Annotated in this window: 21 protein-coding genes; 15 read left to right on the forward strand and 6 right to left on the reverse strand. The window is 65.4% G+C overall.

Annotated features, from left to right (window positions below):
- Positions 1 to 56 precede the first annotated feature (56 nt).
- Both gluQRS and BM222_RS20370 read left to right on the forward strand, forming a co-directional pair.
- Positions 57 to 929: a tRNA glutamyl-Q(34) synthetase GluQRS gene (gluQRS, locus tag BM222_RS20365; protein ID WP_092230913.1), complete on the forward strand. Its 873-nt coding sequence runs from the start codon at positions 57 to 59 to the stop codon at positions 927 to 929.
- A 105-nt stretch (positions 930 to 1,034) separates the two neighbouring features.
- Complete coding sequence (locus tag BM222_RS20370; RefSeq protein ID WP_092230915.1) at positions 1,035 to 2,300, forward strand: ATP-binding protein; 1,266 nt, start codon at positions 1,035 to 1,037, stop codon at positions 2,298 to 2,300.
- Here BM222_RS20370 and BM222_RS20375 read toward each other — a convergent pair.
- Positions 2,227 to 3,120, reverse strand: a complete 894-nt coding sequence (locus tag BM222_RS20375) for a YihY/virulence factor BrkB family protein (RefSeq protein ID WP_092230917.1) — start codon at positions 3,118 to 3,120, stop codon at positions 2,227 to 2,229. The two genes, BM222_RS20370 and BM222_RS20375, sit on opposite strands and share 74 nt — an antisense overlap.
- Before the next feature lie 296 nt (positions 3,121 to 3,416).
- Here BM222_RS20375 and BM222_RS20380 point away from each other — a divergent pair, with 296 nt between their 5' ends.
- The 6 genes from BM222_RS20380 (at position 3,417) to BM222_RS20405 (ending at position 7,373) form a co-directional block, all read left to right on the forward strand.
- Complete coding sequence (locus BM222_RS20380; RefSeq protein WP_092230919.1) at positions 3,417 to 3,611, forward strand: twin transmembrane helix small protein; 195 nt, start codon at positions 3,417 to 3,419, stop codon at positions 3,609 to 3,611.
- A 2-nt stretch (positions 3,612 to 3,613) separates the two neighbouring features.
- A complete protein-coding gene (locus BM222_RS20385) occupies positions 3,614 to 4,186 on the forward strand; it encodes a cob(I)yrinic acid a,c-diamide adenosyltransferase (RefSeq protein ID WP_092230922.1) in 573 nt (190 codons plus the stop codon).
- Between the two features lie 123 nt (positions 4,187 to 4,309).
- Complete coding sequence (locus tag BM222_RS20390; protein WP_092230924.1) at positions 4,310 to 5,059, forward strand: electron transfer flavoprotein subunit beta/FixA family protein; 750 nt, start codon at positions 4,310 to 4,312, stop codon at positions 5,057 to 5,059.
- A complete protein-coding gene (locus BM222_RS20395; protein WP_092230927.1) occupies positions 5,059 to 6,009 on the forward strand; it encodes an electron transfer flavoprotein subunit alpha/FixB family protein in 951 nt (316 codons plus the stop codon). The genes BM222_RS20390 and BM222_RS20395 overlap by 1 nt, the downstream gene beginning before the upstream one ends.
- 208 nt (positions 6,010 to 6,217) lie before the next feature.
- Positions 6,218 to 7,099: a 3-hydroxybutyryl-CoA dehydrogenase gene (locus BM222_RS20400; protein WP_092231028.1), complete on the forward strand. Its 882-nt coding sequence runs from the start codon at positions 6,218 to 6,220 to the stop codon at positions 7,097 to 7,099.
- A 79-nt stretch (positions 7,100 to 7,178) separates the two neighbouring features.
- Complete coding sequence (locus tag BM222_RS20405) at positions 7,179 to 7,373, forward strand: hypothetical protein (protein WP_092230929.1); 195 nt, start codon at positions 7,179 to 7,181, stop codon at positions 7,371 to 7,373.
- Here BM222_RS20405 and tlpA read toward each other — a convergent pair.
- A complete protein-coding gene (tlpA, locus tag BM222_RS20410; RefSeq protein ID WP_092231031.1) occupies positions 7,370 to 8,035 on the reverse strand; it encodes a thiol:disulfide interchange protein TlpA in 666 nt (221 codons plus the stop codon). The two genes, BM222_RS20405 and tlpA, sit on opposite strands and share 4 nt — an antisense overlap.
- Positions 8,036 to 8,132: 97 nt before the next feature.
- Between tlpA and argH the strand changes: the two genes are divergently transcribed.
- The 3 genes from argH to lysA all read left to right on the forward strand — a co-directional run bounded on the left by argH (position 8,133) and on the right by lysA (position 11,203).
- On the forward strand, positions 8,133 to 9,530 hold the full coding sequence (gene argH, locus BM222_RS20415) for an argininosuccinate lyase (protein ID WP_092230930.1): 1,398 nt from the start codon (positions 8,133 to 8,135) through the stop codon (positions 9,528 to 9,530).
- Positions 9,531 to 9,623: 93 nt separating this feature from the next.
- Positions 9,624 to 9,914, forward strand: coding sequence for an LPS translocon maturation chaperone LptM (gene lptM, locus BM222_RS20420; protein ID WP_092231034.1), 291 nt, complete (start codon positions 9,624 to 9,626; stop codon positions 9,912 to 9,914).
- Positions 9,915 to 9,937: 23 nt separating this feature from the next.
- Positions 9,938 to 11,203, forward strand: a complete 1,266-nt coding sequence (lysA, locus tag BM222_RS20425) for a diaminopimelate decarboxylase (RefSeq protein ID WP_092230933.1) — start codon at positions 9,938 to 9,940, stop codon at positions 11,201 to 11,203.
- 12 nt (positions 11,204 to 11,215) lie between these two features.
- Here the strand turns inward: lysA and BM222_RS20430 are convergent, their stop codons facing one another.
- Positions 11,216 to 12,124 carry an NAD(P)-dependent oxidoreductase gene (locus BM222_RS20430; RefSeq protein WP_092230936.1) on the reverse strand — a complete coding sequence of 303 codons (909 nt, stop codon included), beginning with the start codon at positions 12,122 to 12,124 and terminating at the stop codon, positions 11,216 to 11,218.
- A 136-nt stretch (positions 12,125 to 12,260) separates the two neighbouring features.
- Positions 12,261 to 12,638: a carboxymuconolactone decarboxylase family protein gene (locus BM222_RS20435; RefSeq protein ID WP_092230940.1), complete on the reverse strand. Its 378-nt coding sequence runs from the start codon at positions 12,636 to 12,638 to the stop codon at positions 12,261 to 12,263.
- 176 nt (positions 12,639 to 12,814) lie between these two features.
- Here BM222_RS20435 and BM222_RS20440 point away from each other — a divergent pair, with 176 nt between their 5' ends.
- Positions 12,815 to 15,445 carry a TIGR02302 family protein gene (locus BM222_RS20440; protein WP_092230944.1) on the forward strand — a complete coding sequence of 877 codons (2,631 nt, stop codon included), beginning with the start codon at positions 12,815 to 12,817 and terminating at the stop codon, positions 15,443 to 15,445.
- 210 nt (positions 15,446 to 15,655) lie between these two features.
- Here the strand turns inward: BM222_RS20440 and BM222_RS20445 are convergent, their stop codons facing one another.
- The gene (locus tag BM222_RS20445; protein WP_092230947.1) at positions 15,656 to 16,030 is read right to left on the reverse strand and encodes a response regulator; all 375 of its coding nucleotides are present in this window, start codon (positions 16,028 to 16,030) and stop codon (positions 15,656 to 15,658) included.
- Between the two features lie 35 nt (positions 16,031 to 16,065).
- Positions 16,066 to 16,935 (reverse strand): MJ0042-type zinc finger domain-containing protein, encoded by an 870-nt coding sequence (locus BM222_RS20450; protein WP_092230950.1) that lies wholly within the window; start codon positions 16,933 to 16,935, stop codon positions 16,066 to 16,068.
- A 217-nt stretch (positions 16,936 to 17,152) separates the two neighbouring features.
- On the opposite strand from BM222_RS20450, the gene ftsE reads away from it, so the two are divergent.
- The 3 genes from ftsE to BM222_RS20465 all read left to right on the forward strand — a co-directional run bounded on the left by ftsE (position 17,153) and on the right by BM222_RS20465 (position 19,550).
- Positions 17,153 to 17,812: a cell division ATP-binding protein FtsE gene (ftsE, locus tag BM222_RS20455; protein ID WP_057746699.1), complete on the forward strand. Its 660-nt coding sequence runs from the start codon at positions 17,153 to 17,155 to the stop codon at positions 17,810 to 17,812.
- A complete protein-coding gene (locus BM222_RS20460; protein WP_092230952.1) occupies positions 17,805 to 18,773 on the forward strand; it encodes a cell division protein FtsX in 969 nt (322 codons plus the stop codon). Before ftsE ends, BM222_RS20460 begins: the two co-directional genes overlap by 8 nt.
- Before the next feature lie 72 nt (positions 18,774 to 18,845).
- A complete protein-coding gene (locus BM222_RS20465) occupies positions 18,846 to 19,550 on the forward strand; it encodes a YdcF family protein (protein WP_092230955.1) in 705 nt (234 codons plus the stop codon).
- Positions 19,551 to 19,554: the final 4 nt, after the last annotated feature.

A 19,554-nucleotide genomic window follows, 5' to 3' on the forward strand; every position in this document is an offset into this window, starting at 1 on the left:
TCGCACCGAAGAACGTGGATGGCCCGGACAGCCCGGCCATGACGAGATCTTTGCCTATGTCGCCACCCGTTTTCCGATTTGCCCCCAGCCCGAACGGCCATTTGCATCTCGGCCACGCCTACTCGGCGCTGCTGAACTTCGATCGCGCGCGGGGCAGCGGCGGGCGTCTGTTGCTGCGCATCGAGGACATCGACGCGACGCGCTGCCGGCCGGAATATGAGGCCGCGATCTACGAAGACCTTGCCTGGCTGGGCATCACCTGGGAAATGCCGGTACGGCGACAGTCGGAGCATCTTGCCGACTATCGCGCCGCGCTGGAAAAACTCTCGGCGCTCGGTCTCGTCTATCCCGCGTTCGAAAGCCGCGCCGAGATCGCCAGGCTGGTGACCGCCCGCGAGGCGGATGGGCCATGGCCGCGTGATCCCGACGGCGCGCCGCTCTATCCCGGTAACGCACGATTGCTGTCTGGCGGCGAGCGGTCACGCTTGATCGACAGCGGCGTGCCTTATGCCTTGCGCCTCGACATGGCAGCGGCCTGCCGGCGCGTCTCCAGCCTGACCTGGAACGAGCTGGGCGAGGGGCCCGATGGCGAGCGGGGCCCGGTCGCAGCGCGGCCTGAGGCCTGGGGCGACGTGATCCTGGCCCGCAAGGCCACGCCGACCAGCTATCACCTGTCCGTGGTGGTCGACGACGGGCTCCAGCGGACGAGTGAGATCGTGCGCGGTCAGGACCTGTTTCACGCCACCTCGGTCCACCGCCTGCTCCAGGCCTTGCTCGGCCTGGCCGAACCGGCCTATCGCCACCACGCCCTGATTCGAGACAGTGACGGCCGGAAGCTGTCGAAATCGGATCGCTCGACCGGGCTGCGGGAGTTGCGCGCAATCGGAGCCTCGCCCGCCCGTATTCGCCAGCTGGTGGGATTAGGTTAGATTTCTCTGGGGTTTAGCCCAACACCGCCGTGACTCCACCTATCCCGTCGTGCCATGCTTGCCTGACAGGCTGGGGTTCGAAGGGTACTGCTTCGAAGGGGACTCATGGCGGCAGAATCGCGCCCGGCGCGCACCACGCGGACGTCTAGGCGGTCGCCTCGGAAGCGACCCGGGCCGGCCGCGAAGGTGCGCAAGCGCAGCACCAAGGCGGTCACGCCGGACGTGGTCCAGGCTGCCCTCGCGGCCTTTGCCCATGAGGTCCGCACGCCCCTGACCGGCATTCTCGCGATCAGCGACCTGCTCGCGACCTCCGATCTCGGCGAGCGGGAACGGCGCTGGGCCGACACCATCAAGGCCGGCGCCGAGCATCTGGCGAGCCTTGCGACTCTGTTCGTGGACGCCGCCAGGACCGGCAAAGGCAACGGGAGCGGCGGCAGCACGCTGCGGGAGGATTTGTTCGATTTGGGTGCACTGGCTCGCAGCGCCGGCGATTCGCTCGCCGGGCGCGCTGCAGCCAAGGGCCTTCAGGGACAGGTCGATATCTCAGAGAAGCTGCCGGGGCTGGTGGTTGGCGATCCCGTGCGTCTGCGCGCCGCACTCGAGAACCTGATCGATAATGCGGTCAAATTCACCGACCAAGGGGGTGTGGCGTTCGCGGTCAAGCCTTGGCGTCCCGCCAAGAGCAGGAAAAGCGAGAAGCGCCGGGTGGGCGTTGCCTTTGCGGTCTCCGACAGCGGCATCGGCCTGACCATGGCCGAGATCAAGCGTCTATTCCGCCCGTTCACCCAGGCCAATGTCACCATCGCCTCGCGCTTCGGTGGCGCCGGGCTCGGCTTGTCCTCGGTGAAGCAGCTGGCGCGCGCGATGGGCGGCGACATCACGGTCGCGCCGCGCCGTGGCGGCGGCGCAACCTTTACGCTGACAGTCACGCTCGACGCGGCGGGGCCGGTGAAAAGGCGCAAGCCCGCTGGTGAGGCAGCGGATGCGCTGGCCGCGTTGCGCGTGCTCAGCGTCGAGGACAATCCGTTCGGCCGTGTCGTGCTCAACACGATCCTGACCGAGCTCGGCCATCATGCCGAGTTCATCGGGCGCGGTGAGGATGCGGTGAACCGGCTCGCGCAGGGCGGCTTCGATGCCGTGCTGATGGACATGGTGCTGCCCGGCATCGATGGCGTCGAGGCGATCAGACGGATCCGCACGATGCAGGGGCCGCTGGCTCGGATCCCGATCATCGGCGTGTCCGGTCGCGGCGAGGATGAGGCGGCGTCGCGCGAGGCCGGCGCGGACGCTTTCCTGGTCAAGCCTGTGTCCCCGCGTGCTCTAGCGACTGCGCTGCTTGAAGCGACACGCCGTGTGGAAGCCGTGACTTGATGATCGCGGCGTTGAGCTCGCCGCCGTAAACGAAGATCGCCGCGATGAAATACAGAAACACCAGGGCGATGATCACCGAGGCGAGCCCCGCATACATCGTCACGTAATTGTTGGCGAAGCGCGCCAGATATTGTCCGAACACCACGCCGGAGATCAGCGATGCCACCATCGTGAAGACGATACCGGGCAGGATCTGAAGGAAGCTGCGCCGCCCCGCCGGCAACCAGGCATGCAGGATGAAGAGCGCGACGACCAGCGCGGCGATGGTGATGCCGTAGCGCAGCCAGGTGAGGATGCTTTCGTTGGATTCGACGAACAGTGGAATATGGCGCCGCGCAGCTTCGATCAGCAGCGGCCCGAGTACGATCAGGAATGCCATGGCGAGTGCGGTGACAGCCGCCACCAGCGTGTAGCCGATCGATTCCAGCCGCAGCCAGTACCAGCGCCGCATCTCCACCACCGCATAGGCGCGGTTGAGCGCGACCCTGAGCGCCTCGACGCCGTTCGAGGCGAAATAGACCGACAGCACCGCGCCGATCGTCAGCACGCCGGAGCGGGTCGTGGTCAGCACGTCGTGGACCTCGCCCGAAATCGAATCGGACACTTGCTTGGGCCAAACCTGAAGCATCAGGCTGGCGGCCTGATCGGCGAGCTCCTTGGAGCCGAAGAAGCCGGCGAGCGAAGTCAACACGATCAGGAACGGGAACAGCGCCATCAGGGTCGATAGCGCGATGTGGCTCGCGATCGCCCAGCCGTCGTCGGCCAGGAAGGTGTAGAAGGCGTCCTCTACGACGACGTAGATGGTGCGGATTGCTCTCACTGCTTGCTCCGACTTCGCCTCTTCCCGCGTGCGGGAAGAGGCCGGAATGCGCGCCCAGCGCGGATTCCGGGTGAGGGGGAGTCTCCGGGAATCCCTCTGTCACCATCCTTGCGGAGAGCCCCCCTCACCCGCCGCGCGTTCCGCGCGTCGGCCTCTCCCCGCAAGCGGCGAGAGGCGAAGAGGGCCAGCGATGGGCGCGGATCGGAAATCATCTCATGAGTTTCTGATATTATCGTCTCAAACGCCAGATTGGGAACGCCATGGCGGAGCGCCGCACACGGTGTTATCACCCCCAAATGGCATCTCTCCTGAGTACTTTCATCCTGCCGGTGGCAGCCGGCGCCGTGGCGTTGGTGCTGTTGCTCGGCCTGGTCAACATGATGCGCGGCGGCTCGCCCAACACCTCGCAGAAGCTGATGCGTCTGCGCGTGCTGCTGCAGTTCGTGGCGATCGTCATTGCCATGCTCGCCGTCTGGATCATGGGACGCTGATCATGGTTATCCTGAACCGCATCTACACGAAGACCGGTGACGACGGCACGACAGCGCTCGGAACCGGCGAGCGCCGCCCGAAATACGATCTGCGCATCGCGGCCTATGGCACCGTCGACGAGACCAATGCCGCAATCGGCGTGGTCCGCCTTCATACCGAGGATGCTCCCGAGCTCGATGCGATGCTCGGCCGTATCCAGAACGATCTGTTCGATCTCGGTGCCGACCTGGCTGTGCCTGAGCGCGAGGGTAAAGCCGAGCGGCTGCGGGTGGTGGAGCGCCAGGTCGAGCGGCTCGAGCACGACATCGACGCGCTCAACGACAAGCTCGCGCCGCTGACGTCGTTCGTGCTGCCGGGCGGTACGCCGGCCGCCGCCCACCTCCATCTCGCCCGCACGATTTGCCGCAGGGCGGAACGCATGATCGTGGAGCTGGCCGCCCAGCCCGGAGAGTCGGTCGGTGCAGCTGGCATCCAATATATGAATCGCCTGTCGGACTTCCTGTTCGTGGCCAGCCGTGCCGCTAATCATGATGGCGCGGGTGATGTCCTCTGGGTTCCGGGCCAGAACCGCTAACCCATTGAGATCAGCATTTCAGGGGGCTAAAATTAGGCCTGCCGCGCGTTGACCGGGCCGGATCAGGCCTTTAGGTTCCGCGCCAGTTGAATAACCCCTCCCAAGTTGAGTGAAAGAGGATCGATGAAGGTCTTGGTGCCGGTAAAGCGGGTGGTCGATTACAACGTCAAGGTCCGCGTCAAGGGCGATGGGTCGGGCGTTGAACTCGCCAACGTGAAGATGTCGATGAACCCCTTCGACGAAATCGCGGTCGAGGAAGCGCTGCGCCTGAAGGAAGCCGGCAAGGCGACCGAGGTCGTGGTGGTCTCCATCGGACCGGCGCAGGCATCGGAGACGATCCGCACCGGGCTCGCCATGGGTGCCGATCGCGGCATCCTGGTGAAGGCCGAGGGCACCGTCGAGCCGCTCGCCGTCGCCAAGATCCTGAAGAAGGTTGCTGAGGAAGAGCAGCCGGGCCTCATCATTCTCGGCAAGCAGGCGATCGACGACGACAGCAATCAGACCGGCCAGATGCTGGCCGCGCTGCTCGGCTGGTCGCAGGCGACCTTTGCCTCGAAGCTCGAAGTTGAAGGCGGCGACTTCAAGGTCACCCGCGAAGTCGACGGCGGCCTGCAGACCGTGAAGCTGAAGGGACCGGCGATCGTCACCACCGATCTCCGTCTCAACGAGCCGCGCTATGCCTCGCTGCCCAACATCATGAAGGCCAAGAAGAAGCCGATCGCGGACAAGACCGTCGCCGATTACGGCGTCGACGTCACTGCGCGCCTCGAAGTTCTGAAGACGGCTGAGCCCGCGGGCCGCAAGGCCGGCGTCAAGGTGAAGGACGTCGCCGAGCTGGTGTCGAAGCTCAAGAACGAAGCCGGGGTGCTCTGATGACGACGCTGTTGATTGCCGAACACGAACACGAGGTCCTCAAGGACTCCACCAACAAGGCGCTGACCGCGGCCTCCCAGCTCGGCGGCGACGTCCACGTGCTGGTTGCCGGCGGCGGCCAGGGCACCAAGGCTGCGGCCGAGGCAGCCTCGAAGCTTGCCGGCGTCGCCAAGGTGCTGGTGGCCGAGGGCGAGGTTTACGCGCACGATCTCGCCGAGCCGCTGGCCGCGTTGATCGTCTCGCTGGCCCCGTCCTATGACGCGATCGTCGCGCCCGCGACCTCGCGCTTCAAGAACGTGATGCCGCGGGTCGCCGCACTGCTCGATGTCATGCAGGTCTCGGAGATCACCAAGGTGGTCGCCCCCGACACCTATGAGCGTCCGATCTATGCCGGCAACGCCATCCAGACGGTGAAGTCGAAGGACGCCAAGAAGGTCATCACGGTCCGTACCTCGACCTTCGCGGCGGCAGCTGCCGGCGGCAGTGCGCCGGTCGAGAGCGTCCAGCCAGCGGCCGATCCCGGCCTGTCGACTTTCGTTGGCGAGGAAGTCGCCAAGAGCGACCGCCCCGAGCTGACCTCGGCCAAGATCATCGTCTCCGGTGGCCGCGCCATGCAGAGCCGCGAGAACTTCGCCAAATACATCGAGCCGCTCGCAGACAAGTTAGGGGCCGGTGTCGGTGCCTCGCGCGCGGCGGTCGACGCCGGCTATGCGCCGAATGACTGGCAGGTCGGCCAGACCGGCAAGGTGGTGGCCCCCGAGCTCTATGTCGCGGTGGGCATTTCCGGCGCGATCCAGCATCTGGCCGGCATGAAGGACTCCAAGGTGATCGTTGCGATCAACAAGGACGAGGACGCGCCGATCTTCCAGGTCGCCGATTACGGCCTGGTCGCCGACCTCTACCAGGCGGTTCCGGAGCTGACGGCCGAACTCGGCAAGCTCGGCAAGTAAAACGCGTTAAAAACACCGGCCGGAGGCATAAACTCCGGCCGGTGTTGCATTTCTCACCCCTTTTCTTTGGCGTGGGCACGCCTTCGAAGCGATCCAATCTAGGTTTCGAGCAAGGATTCTGATCTAATCGGGTTTCTGATGAAATCAGACCTCCCGGCTCAGGGGATAGGCAGGGCGCGATATGCGCGCCGTTCCGGTGGATGACATTATGGCGGCAGTAATCAAGAAGGTCGGCGTGATCGGCGCGGGGCAGATGGGCAATGGCATCGCGCATGTCGCGGCCCTGGCCGGATTCGACGTGGTGCTCAACGATATCTCGGCCGATCGTCTCAAGTCAGGCATGGCGACCATCAATGGCAATCTGGCGCGCCAGGTCTCCAAGAAGGGGGTCACCGAGGACGACAAGGCCAAGGCGATCGGGCGCATCAAGCTCGCCGAGAAGCTCGACGACCTCGCCGACTGCGATCTCGTGATCGAGACCGCAGTCGAGAAGGAAGAGGTCAAGCGCAAGATCTTCCACGACCTCTGCGCGATCTTGAAGCCGGAGGCGATCGTTGCCTCCGACACGTCCTCGATCTCGATCACCCGCCTTGCCGCCGCGACCGACCGGCCGGAGCGCTTCATCGGCATTCACTTCATGAATCCGGTGCCGCTGATGGAGCTGGTCGAGCTGATCCGCGGCATCGCCACCGATGATTCGACCTTCGAGGCGTCCAAGGAATTCGTCGCCAAGCTCGGCAAGCAGGTCGCGGTCTCCGAGGATTTCCCGGCCTTCATCGTCAACCGCATTCTGCTGCCGATGATCAACGAGGCGATCTACACGCTGTATGAAGGCGTCGGCAACGTCGAGGCCATCGACGCGGCGATGAAGCTCGGCGCGCACCATCCGATGGGCCCGCTGGAACTCGCCGATTTCATCGGCCTCGATACCTGTCTGTCGATCATGCAGGTCCTGCATGAGGGGTTGGCCGACTCCAAGTACCGGCCGTGCCCCCTGCTGGTGAAATATGTCGAGGCCGGCTGGCTCGGGCGCAAGACCCAGCGCGGCTTTTACGACTATCGCGGCGCCAAGCCGGTTCCGACGCGGTAAGGCCGTCAATCCGCTCCGTGACAATTCATGTCCAGTTAACCCACTCCGCCTAGGCTATCGCGGGTACGAGGGTTGCGTAATGGACACCATGGCGATGGTCAGCACCATGCTGGCCTCTCAGCAAGGCGCGTTGCAGTCGAACATCGCGGCGACGCTGATGAAGCAGAACGCGGATGCGGAGAAATCCGCCGTCCTGACGCTGATGGGCGCCGGTCAGCCTTCGCTTGCCAATGTCGGCCCCGGCGTCGGCGGCAACCTCAATATCTCTGCTTAAAAGGACGCAGCCGCCGGTCCTAGCGCGGCCCGCAGCAGCTTGAGCGCGTCATCGCTCGCCCATTCCGCCGGCCCCGCGATTGTCGCGATCTCGCAGCCCTGCGGATCGACCAGCACCGAGGTCGGCATGCCCAGGGCCCGACCTATTGATTTAAGATCTTGAAAAACCTTCGCTTTCTGATCCGTGAAATAGCCGAGACGGGTCAGATTGGCGTCCTTCAGGAAGTTTTTGGGCTTCTCCGGGTCGCGGGTGTCGATGTTGATCGCCACCACCTCGAAGTCAGGGCCTGAAAGCTTGGTCTGGAGCTGGTTCAGCGCCGGCATTTCCTTGCGACAGGGCACGCACCAAGTGGCCCAGAGGTTCACCAGCAGCGTCTTGCCGCGGAAATCCGACAGCTTCCTCGGCTTGCCGTCGGCATCCTCGAAGGTCAGATCCGGCAGCTTGAGGGGCGCGCTCGCCATGGTCAGCGCCGCCACCTCGCCATGGGCAAGCGGAGCGATCTTCCGGGCCGTGGCGACAGCGGCCTTGCAGGCCGGATCGCCTGACGGGGCCCGGCTCAGGCCGAGCCCATACAGCGCGGCGAAGCCGGCCAGCCCACCGACCACTACGGTGGCGATCACGATGGGGATCCGGCGCGTGGCGGAGGGCTTCTGGTCGAGCATATCGTTTGTCATCCGGTCGCAGATATGGCTATCAGGGGCCTCTTAATACGGCTGGCTTCCGCCAGCAAACATGCGGCAAAGGCGTGAGCAGGGGATCATGAGCAACAAGATGTGGGGCGGCCGGTTCTCGGAACGTCCCGATGAGATCATGGAAGAGATCAACGTCTCCATCGACGTCGATCGTCACCTCTTTGCCCAGGACATTGCCGCGTCCAAGGCCCACGCCGCGATGCTGGCCAGCCAGGGCATCATCACGGCCTCTGATGCGAAAAATATCGGCAAGGGTCTAGACACGATTTTGTCAGAGATCGGCAAGGGCGACTTCGAATTCAAGCGCGCGCTCGAGGACATCCATATGAATGTCGAGAGCCGCCTGTCGGAGCTGATCGGTCCCGCCGCCGGCCGCCTGCACACCGCACGCTCGCGCAACGATCAGGTCGCGACCGATTTCCGTCTCTATGTCCGCGATATCGTCGACGAGACCGACGCCGCGCTCGCCGCGTTCCAGCAGGCGCTGGTGGATCGTGCGCTCGAACACGCCGGCACCGTGATGCCCGGCTTCACCCATCTCCAGACCGCGCAGCCCGTGACCTTCGGCCACCATCTGCTCGCCTATGTCGAGATGGCCGCGCGCGACCGCGGCCGTTTCCAGGACGCGCGCAAGCGGCTCAATGAATCGCCGCTGGGCGCCGCCGCGCTCGCCGGCACCTCGTTCCCGATCGACCGCCACGCCACCGCGAAGGCGCTCGGCTTCGATCGGCCGATGGCGAATTCGCTGGATGCGGTGTCCGATCGCGACTTCGTGCTTGAGACGCTCTCGGCGGCCTCGATCTGCGCCGTGCATATGTCGCGTTTTGCCGAGGAGATCGTGATCTGGACCTCGCCGCTGGTGGGCATGATCCGCCTCAGCGACAAGTTCACCACCGGCTCCTCGATCATGCCGCAGAAGCGCAATCCTGATGCCGCCGAGCTCGTGCGCGCCAAGACCGGTCGCGTCATCGGCGCGCTCAACGGTCTCCTGATCGTGATGAAAGGCCTGCCGCTCGCCTATCAAAAAGACATGCAGGAGGACAAGCAGGGCGCCATGGAGGGCTTTGCCGCGCTGTCGCTCGCGATCCGCGCCATGACCGGCATGGTCCGCGATCTCGTGCCTGACGAAGCTAGGATGAGGCTTGCTGCCGGCGAGGGTTACGCCACAGCGACCGATCTCGCCGATTGGCTGGTGCGGACGCTGAAGATGCCGTTCCGCGAGGCCCATCACGTCACCGGCCGCATCGTCGCCAAGGCTGCCGAGAGCGGCATGGCGCTGCACGAGCTGCCGCTGGCGGAGATGCAGGCGATCGAGCCCAAAATCACCAGGGACGTGCTCGGCGTGCTCTCGGTCGAATCGTCGGTGAAGAGCCGGACCAGCTTCGGCGGCACCGCGCCGAAGAACGTGGCGTCCCAGGCCAAAGCCTGGGCCAAGCGGCTGGAAAAAGAGCGAAAATTGGGCTGAGGACCGAAATTTGACCGACCTTCCGTGGCCTTCCGGCACTCGCCAGACCGGGCCAACCTCTGTATGGTGCGGCCGCATCGTGGGGATTTCGTCGTGACGTCAAAGTTTCGCCCGGCCGGCTCGGGGTGGGCCATCATCGTCTTGAGCCTGAGCGCGCTTGCGCTCGCCGGTTGTGGCCGCCGGGGCCCGCTCGACCTTCCGCCGACCGCCTCCAACGCGTCCACGGCCAACATCGCCGCGCCTGGTGACACCGAGACCGAAGCCCAGAAGACGCCGAGCGTGTTCAATCCGACCTATGGTTCGGAGGCACCGCCGGCGGCGGCCAAGGGCAGGAAGAAAACGTTTATCCTCGACCCGCTCCTGGACGAAACGCCCAGCCGGTAGGCTGGGGCAATCGAGCTAACGCCATGAACCATTTCGACTACCGCAACGGCGTGCTGCACGCCGAGGCCATCAACCTGTCCGAGCTGGCTGCGACCGTCGGCACGCCGTTCTATTGTTATTCGACCGCGACGCTGGAGCGCCATTACCGCGTCTTCGCCGATGCCTTTGCCGGCGAGAAGGTCCTGGTCTGCTACGCCATGAAGGCGAACTCCAACCAGTCGGTGCTGCGCACGCTGGCGAGGCTCGGCGCCGGCGCTGACGTGGTTTCGGGCGGCGAACTGAAGCGCGCATTGGCGGCCGGCATCCCCGCCAGCAAGATCGTGTTCTCCGGCGTGGGCAAGACCGAGACCGAGCTGCGTTCGGCGCTGGCCGCCGACATCCGCTGTCTCAATGTCGAATCCGAGCCCGAGCTGGAGCTGCTGTCGCGGCTTGCGACCGAGATGGGCAAGACCGCGCGCATCTCCATCCGCGTCAATCCTGATGTCGATGCAGGCACCCACGCCAAGATCTCCACCGGCAGATCCGAGAACAAGTTCGGCATTCCGATCGTGCACGCGCGCGAGGTCTACGCGCGCGCCGCGAAGCTTCCCGGCATCGAGGTAACAGGCGCCGACGTTCACATCGGCAGCCAGATCACTGACCTTTCGAAGATGGAGATCGCGTTCCGCATCCTCTCCGAATTCGTGCAGACACTGCGCGCCGACGGCCACAACATCAGCCACGTCGATTTCGGCGGCGGGCTCGGCATTCCCTATTACATGGATCGCGAGGCACCGCCGGCGCCCGATGCCTACGCCGCGATGGTCAAGCGCGTCAGCCACAATCTCGGCTGCACCCTGATGTTCGAGCCGGGCCGCATGATCGTCGGCAATGCGGGCATCCTCGTCGCCAAGGTGATCTATGTGAAGCACGGCGACGGCAAGAACTTCGTCATCATCGATGCCGCCATGAATGACCTGATCCGCCCGACGCTGTACGAGGCGCATCACGACATTCTGCCGGTGACGCAGCCGGCGAAGGGAGCGGCGACCATCATGGCCGACGTCGTTGGCCCGGTCTGCGAGACCGGCGACTATCTCGCGCTTGATCGCACTTTGCCGGCGCCGAAGCCGGGCGATCTCATCGCCATCATGACATCAGGCGCCTATGGCGCGGTGCAGGCCGGTACTTACAACACCCGCCCGCTGGTGCCGGAAGTGCTGGTGAAGGGCGATCAGTATGCCGTCGTGCGCCCCCGCATCGAGGTCGAGCAGCTCATCGCCATGGACACGCCCGCGCCTTGGCTGTGATGGGTTCGGGCCCTATTTCCCCGCCGATCCGCCCTTCGCTCCGCCGACCACGACGCCAGCCTTGCTCTCGATCGGCTTGATCGCCGCGGTGAAATCGGACTCGGCGCCTTCCGCAGCTATCACCGTTTCCCACAGCCGTCCGACGGCATCGGCAACCTCCATCGACAGGCCGAGCTGCTTCATCTCCTCCAGCGCGAGCCGGACGTCCTTCACCATCAATCCAGTGGCGAAGCCGAAGTCGAAGCTGCGCGGCAGCACCGAGCGCGGAAACTTGTCGCGGCTTGCAGTGTTCATGCCGGAGCCCGCATTGATGACGTCGATCATCACGGCCGGATCGAGCCCGGCTTTCACGCCCATCACCACGGCTTCCGAGGTCGCCACGATGGCGGTGGCCGAGAGGAAATTGTTGGCGAGCTTCATGGTCTGTGCCGCGCCCGGCTTCTCGCCGATGAAGAACACTTTTCCGATCACGTCGAGAACAGGCTTGAGCAGCTCGAAGTCGGCCTTGGGCCCCGATACCATCACCGCGAGCGTGCCCTTCTCGGCGCCGCCGACGCCGCCGGACACCGGGCAGTCGATCTGCACGATGTTGCGCGTGGCAAGACAGTCGTGAATCTTCGCTGCCATCGCCGAGCCGACGGTCGACAGATCGATGAAACGCTTGACGCGGCTCCCCTCGATCACGCCGTTCGCGCCCGTGGCAACGTCGAGCGAGGCTTGCAGCGATGGCAGGCTCGCCATCACGGTCTCGACCTTGTCGGCGACGTCCTTCGGCGATGTCGCAGCGGTGGCGCCGCGCGCCACAAGCTTGTCGACGACCTCGTTGCGGGTGTCGAACACGACGAGGGTGTGGCCGGCCTCGATCAGCCGCCGCGCCATCGGAAAACCCATGTTTCCGAGGCCGATGAATCCGATGTCCATGGTGCTGTTTCCTCAGGTCGTCATTGCGAGGATCGAAGCGGCGAAGTCAATCCAGGCTGTTTCTGCGGGGGGATCTCTGAATTGCTTCGCTTCGCTCGCAATGACGGAACGATACGTTGAATGCTTGGCTCACGCCTTACCCGTCGATCTCGGCGAATACCTCGCGCGCGATGCGGAAACTGTCGACGGCGGCCGGCATGCCGCCATAGATCGCGACCTGCATCAGGATCTCGCGGATCTCGTCGCGGCTGACGCCGTTGGTGAGCGCGCCCTTCAGATGGGCGCGGAATTCGTGCTGGCGGTTGAGGATCGCGATCATGGCGATGTTGAGCATGCTGCGGGTCTTGCGCGGCAGCTCCTCGCGGCCCCATACCGTGCCCCAGCAATATTCGTTGAGCATCTCCTGGAACGGACGGTTGAAATCGTCGACGTTCTTCAGTGCGTTGTTGACATAGGCCTCGCCCAGCACCGCCTTGCGGACTTCCAGGCCCTTGTCGTGCATCTTCTTGTCCATGACGTTTCCTCTTCTCGCTTCATTCCCCGAGGGATGGCGCCGCGGAAGTTACGGGGTTGCCCCTCGCCAGTCACGTCCCCGTGTTATGCGGGAAAAGGGGTCTCTCCCGTACGGGAACGGATGCCTCAGTGCTGCCGTTGTGGTACGCTTCTCTACCGGGCAACCTGGAGAGTTGATTGAACGGCGCCCCCCCCGACCCGTCAGACCCGATCCGTGATGGCGATGCTCTGTCGCGGTTGAAGCTGGCGCAGGCCCTCGATCGGTCCACCTACGCTATCGCATGGGAGCGGGCCTGGCCCGGTCTGGCGCGCGTCCTCACCGTTATCGGCCTGTTTCTGGTGGTGTCCTGGGCGGGCCTCTGGCTGGCTTTGCCCTCCGTGGCGCGCGCCATCGGCCTCGTCATGTTCGCGAGCCTTGCGGTCGCCGCGCTGTTCCCGCTGGTTCGTTTTCGCTGGCCGAGCCGCGAAGAGGCGCTCGCACGGCTCGATCGCGGTTCGGGCATCCGCCACCGTCCCGCCACGACACTCACGGACACACTGACCTCGCAAGACCCGGTCGCGCAGGCGCTCTGGCGGGCTCAGCGCGAGCGCACGCTGGCCTCGCTCAAGCGCATCCGGGCCGGTCTGCCTCATCCGCGGCTCGCCATCCACGATCCCTGGGCCCTGCGCGCGCTGGTCATGGTGATGCTGGTCGCGACCTTCTTTGCCGCCGGCGACGAGCGCGCGATGCGGTTGGGCGCGGCCTTCGACTGGAACGGCGTGCTGGCGCCGACCAATGTCCGCGTCGACGCCTGGGTCACGCCGCCGCTCTACACCGGAAAGCCGCCGGTGATCCTGTCGGCCGCCAACAAGGAGGCGGCGGCGCTGCCGGTCTCCGGCCCGCTCGCCGTTCCCGCGGGTTCGACCCTGATCGTGCGATCCTCCGGCGGCAGCCTGGATGTCGTGACCTCCGGCGGCCTGAAGGAAGTCGCGCCGACCGAGGCCGCACCGAAGGGCACCAACGAAAAGCATTTCACCATCGCCGGCGACGGCACCGCGCATGTCCGCGCGCCCTCGGGCCAGCCGCAATGGGCTTTCGCAGCGACGCCGGACCGTCCGCCGACCATCGCGCTCGCCAAGGATCCGGAGCGTCAGGCGCGCGGCGCGCTCCAGCTCGTCTACAAGATCGAGGATGATTACGGCGTCACCGGCGCCGAGGCGCAGGTTGCGGCGCGCACCAATGATGCCGCCAAGGGCGGTGACGGCAAGGCCGATAACAAGACCGACAAGACCGCGGCGCGACCGCTGTTCCAGCCGCCGCAATTCCCGCTCGTGCTGCCGAACGCGCGCACCCGTAACGGCGTCGGCCAGACGGTGAAGGATCTTAGCGAGGATCCCTATGCCGGCGCCGACGTCACGTTGACGCTCACCGCCAAGGACGAGGCCGGCAACGAGGCGCGAAGCGAACCCTTCAACATGCGCTTGCCGGAGCGTCTGTTCACCAAACCCTTGGCGCGCGCGCTGATCGAGCAACGTCGTATCCTCGCGCTCGACGCCAACAGGAATTCCGACGTCTATACCGCGCTCGATGCGCTGATGATCGCGCCCGAACTGTTCACGCAGGAGACGGGACAATATCTCGGCCTCTACAGTGTCACGCGCCAGCTCGAGGCGGCGCGCACCGACGACGCGCTGCGCGAGGTGGTGGCGAGCCTGTGGGCGCTCGCGGTGACGATCGAGGACGGCAACATCTCCGACGTCGAGAAGGCGTTGCGCGCGGCGCAGGACGCGCTCAAGCAGGCGCTGGAGCGCGGCGCCAGCGACGAGGAGATCAAGAAGCTCACGCAGGATCTGCGGGCGGCGCTGGACAATTTCATGCGCCAGCTGGCCGAACAGTTTCGCAACAACAAGGACGCGCAAAATCTCGCGCGCCCGCTCGATCCGAACACGAAGATCCTGCGCCAGCAGGACCTCCAGAACATGATCGACCGTATGGAGCGCCTGTCGCGCTCCGGCGACAAGGACGCGGCCAAGCAGCTGCTCGACCAGCTTCAGCAGATGCTGGAGGGGCTGCAGATGGCGCAGCCGGGACAGTCCGGCGAAAGCGACATGGAGCAGGCGCTGAACGAGCTCGGCGACATGATCCGCAAGCAGCAGCAATTGCGCGACAGGACCTACAAGCAGGGCCAGGATTCGCGTCGCGACCGCATGCGCGGCAAGCAGCAGGGCGACCAGTCGATGTCGGACCTGCAGCAGGACCAGCAGGCGCTGCGCGACCGCCTGAAGAAGCTCCAGGACGAAATGGCCAAGCGCGGCCTCTCGCAAAAGGGTCAGAAAGGCCAGCAAGGACAGAAGGGACAGCAGCAGGGCCAGCAAGGCGACCAGGGCCAGGACGGCGATCAGGACGCCGACCAGGGCGATGATGACGGCGGGCTCGATTCCGCCGACAGCGCCATGGGTGACGCCGGCTCGAAGCTCGGCGAAGGCAATGCCGACGGTGCAGTGGATTCCCAGGGCAAGGCGCTGGATGCGATGCGCAAGGGTGCGCAGAAGATGGCTGAAGCGATGCAGCAGGGCGACGGCGACGGCCAGGGAGATGGTCCCGGCAATCGCGCCGGCCGCCAGCAGAGTGGCGGGAATCAGACTGATCCGCTCGGCCGTCCGCTTCGCCGCGGCGATCTCGGTGACGATTACACGGTCAAGATTCCCGGCGAGATCGACGTGCAGCGCGTCCGCCGCATCCTCGAAGAGCTGCGCCGCCGCCTCGGCGACCCCTCGCGCCCGCAGATCGAGCTCGATTACATCGAGCGGCTGCTGAAGGATTTTTGAGGGCTAGGCTCTCGATACTCCGTCGTTGCGAGCGCAGCGAAGCAACCCGGAATCTTTCCGCGGAGAGATTTCATCGCCGTCACCCCGAGATGGCCCGCTTCTTCAGCGGCCCTCGAAGGGCGACGGCTCCACTGGTGCCCGTACATCCTTCGAGGCTCGCAAGAACTCGCACCTCAGCAATGACAGATCAGGAGTTGCGCTACGTAGGGGTCAGCCCTTCTTCGCCGCGAGCGCGTCCGCCACCGCCGTGCGGATATCCGCGACCGAGAACGGCTTGGTCACGACATCATGCACCAGCGCATTGAGGTTCGAGGCGCGCTCGCGCTGGTCGGCAAAGCCGGTCATCAGCAAAATGGTCAGCTGAGGAAATTCGCGCGCGGCGGAGAGGGCCAGCGCGATGCCGTCCATGACGGGCATCTGGATGTCGGTGAGCAGCAGGTCGAACGCGCCGTCCTCGCGGGTCAAAATTTCCAGCGCCTCGGCGCCGTCCTCTGCGGTGACGGTCTGGTGGCCGTCCATGGCGATGGCGCGCGCCACCAGCTGGCGCATCGAATCCTCGTCATCGGCGATCAATATTTTGGGCATGGGACAACTTCCCGTGCGGACTCTACAAGGCCTGATTACACGCTGCCGCCGGCAATGTCGCGCCGGTTGAAGAAGCGAACGTCGATATTGCGGCCTTCCGGCGGTGGCGAGGCCAGACGCGAGCGGAAGAAGGCGCGTTCGCCGGGTTGCAGCACGGTCTGCTCCAGCACCGAATTCCAGGCGTAGATCTCAGCGCCCTGCGCATCGCGCACCGCAAAACGCAAGCGCGGGACATCGAGCGGCTTCTTGCCCTGGCCAACGATCACGCCCTCGATCACCAGCACCTGCTTACCATCCACGGTCTCGCTCGAGAGCTTGACGTCCTTGAAGGCGAGGCCGCGCAGGTTCACGTCCAGCCCGACCAGTTTGTAGAAGGCCGCGGTCTGCGGAAGCAAGCGCACCATGTCGCCGCGCCAGATCACCAGCGCCAGCACCAGCGCGCCCATGGCGGCGCAGGCGGTCGGCAGGCCATAGTAGGATTTGCGTGGGGCCGCGGCAGGCTTCGGCCGGCTCACCTTCGCGCCGCGGCGGCTGAACAGGCCACGGAACCAGGATTGGTGCTGCGCGCCTGCAACTTCCTCCTCGGCTTCCCGGGCTGCTGCTGACCATTCGTCCTCAGCGGCATCCTCGGTCGGCCAGTCGCTGACGATCGAGGGGCTGTCGACCACCGGCGTCTCGGCGGTCGCGTCCGAGGCGTAGGAGTTCCACTGGGCGGCGAGGTCGGATTGATCGTCGGTCCGGCTGGCCGCGGCCATGGCCGGTACGGTCGCCTCCTCGATGGCATCTGCAGGATGCGCCATCCAGGTTTCCTTGCAGCGCGAGCAGCGGACCGTCCGCCCATTGGCCCCAAGGCTGGCAAGCTTGATGGCGTAGGAAGTCGTACAATGGGGGCAGACGATATGCATGGACGGCCTCGACGCTGACCCTGTCGCGGGGAACCTGGTGCCAAGATTGTCCCGAGGCAGGGTTCTCCTGAGAAGGGACTTCTAAGGATGCTGCCGGGGATGCTACAGGGCGACCGTTAACGAACCGGAAACCATAACGGTCGCACAACCCCTTGATCGCATGCGGCGAAACCTCGCTGGCCATGCGGCTTACGTCCCCTCTCGAACGGAGCTGAGCTTGGTTCGGTTCGAAAATGTCGGATTACGCTACGGTCTGGGGCCGGAGATCCTGCGCGACCTCAGTTTCCAGATCCCGGCGCATTCCTTCCAGTTTCTCACCGGCCCGTCCGGCGCCGGCAAGACGTCGCTGCTGCGCCTGTTGTTCCTGTCGCACCGGCCGACGCGGGGCCTCGTCAACCTGTTCGGCCACGACATCTCCACGCTTGGCAAGGACGAGATCGCCGATTTGCGCAAGCGCATCGGCATCGTGCTCCAGGACTTCCGCCTGCTCGACCACATGACGACCTACGAGAATGTGGCGCTGCCGTTCCGCGTGATGGGCCGCAGCGAATCCAGCTATCGCAAGGAGGTCATCGATCTCCTGCGCTGGGTCGGGCTCGGGGACCGCATGGATGCGCTGCCGCCGATCCTATCGGGTGGCGAGAAGCAGCGTGCGGCGATCGCGCGCGCGGTGATCTCGCGGCCGCAGTTGTTGCTCGCGGACGAGCCGACCGGCAGCGTCGACCCGACGCTCGGGCGACGCTTGCTGCGGCTCTTCATCGAGCTCAACAAGTCGGGCACGGCCGTGATCATCGCAACCCACGACATTGCGTTGATGGACCAGTACGAGGCGCGCCGCTTCGTGCTGCATCAGGGACGGCTGCACGTCTATGAGTAGGACCGACGAGCGCGGCGTATTGGTCGATCTCGGGCAGGAGCGTCCGCAGCTTCCGGCCAGGGCCCGCAACATGTCGCCGATCGTGCCGCGCGCCTCGATCCACGGCCGCGCGCTGGTTGCCGTCGTCGCCATCATGACCTTCCTCGCCTCGATGACGACGGGCGCGGTGCTGCTGGTCAGCGCGTCGGCTGCGGAATGGCAGTCGGATGTCGCGAGCGAGATCACCATCCAGGTGCGTCCGCAATCCGGGCGCGACATCGAGCGCGACACGGCTGCGGTCACCGAGGCCATACGCGCGCAGCCCGGTATCGTCGACGTCAAGCCGTTCACCAAGGAGGAGAGCGGCAAGCTGCTCGAGCCCTGGCTCGGCACCGGGCTGTCGATGGACGATCTGCCGGTGCCACGCATGATCATCGCGCGCGTGCAGCCCGGTACGGTGCTCGATCTCGGCGGCTTGCGCGCGCGCGTGACGCAGGTCGCGCCGAACGCCAGCGTCGACGATCACCGCGCCTGGATCGAACGGATGCGTTCGATGACCAATGCCACCGTGCTCGCCGGAATCGGCATCCTCGCGCTCGTCATCGTCGCGACCATCATCTCGGTCTCGTTCGCGACCCGCGGCGCGATGGCGGCCAACCGGCCGATCGTCGAGGTCCTGCATTTCGTCGGCGCCGGCGACCGCTACATCGCCAATCACTTCCTGCGGCACTTCCTCCGTCTCGGTCTCGAAGGGGGCGTCATCGGTGGCGGCGTCGCCATGTTGCTGTTCGGCTTCTCCGAGTCGATCGCCGGCTGGTTCTCCGGCACCCCGGTCGGCGACCAGTTCGCAGCCCTGCTCGGCACCTTCTCGCTGCGGCCATCAGGCTATGTCGTGCTCGCAGTGCAGGCCGTCCTGATCGGTGCGATCACCGCGGTCGCCTCGCGCCAGACGCTGTTCGCAACGTTGAATGACGTTGATTGAGCCCGATAAACCGGACTCCACTTCGTCTCAAAACGTCCTAAAATCATTCGGGAAGGGACTACCGACATCATAATGACCTCGCCGACCGACGATCGATCGCCGAAACTGCCGCGCGGCTGGCTGCGCGCGACCGTCGTATCGACGATCGCGTTCGCCTTTGTCGCCGCTGCGGCGGGATTCGTCGTGTTCCTGTCGCAACTGCGCGGCGCCGAGATCGCCCCTGACCGCAAGGCCGACGGCATTGTGGTGCTGACCGGCGGCTCTTCGCGGGTGCCGGACGCGATGGAGCTGCTGGCGGCCGGCTACGGCAAGAGGCTCCTGATCTCGGGCGTGCACCCGACCTCCACCGCCAATGACATCTCCCGGACGCTGCCGGAGAACCAATCCTTCATGGCCTGCTGCGTCGATCTCGACCGCACCGCGCTCACGACCCGCGGCAACGCGGCAGAGGCGCGGCGCTGGGCCGAGGAGCGAGGCTTCAAATCGCTGATCGTGGTCACCTCGAACTACCACATGCCGCGCGCGCTGGTGGAATTCTCGCATGCGATGCCGGCGACGGTGCTGGTCCCGTTCGCGGTGGTGGGTGACAAATGGCGCGAGGAGCCGTGGTGGACCTCGGGCTCGACGCTGCGGCTCTTGCTGTTGGAATATGTCAAGTACATCGCCGCCGAGCTCAGGGTTCGGCTGGAGGATTTCGGGATTGACCTTTCGCCCGAGATGTCGGAGCAGCCTGCGGGTCTGCAATCCAGGCGGCCTGCAACGGCGCAGGCGAATTGATCGG

The organism is Bradyrhizobium sp. Gha, assembly GCF_900113735.1.
In the GTDB taxonomy this organism is placed as follows: Bacteria; Pseudomonadota; Alphaproteobacteria; order Rhizobiales; family Xanthobacteraceae; genus Bradyrhizobium.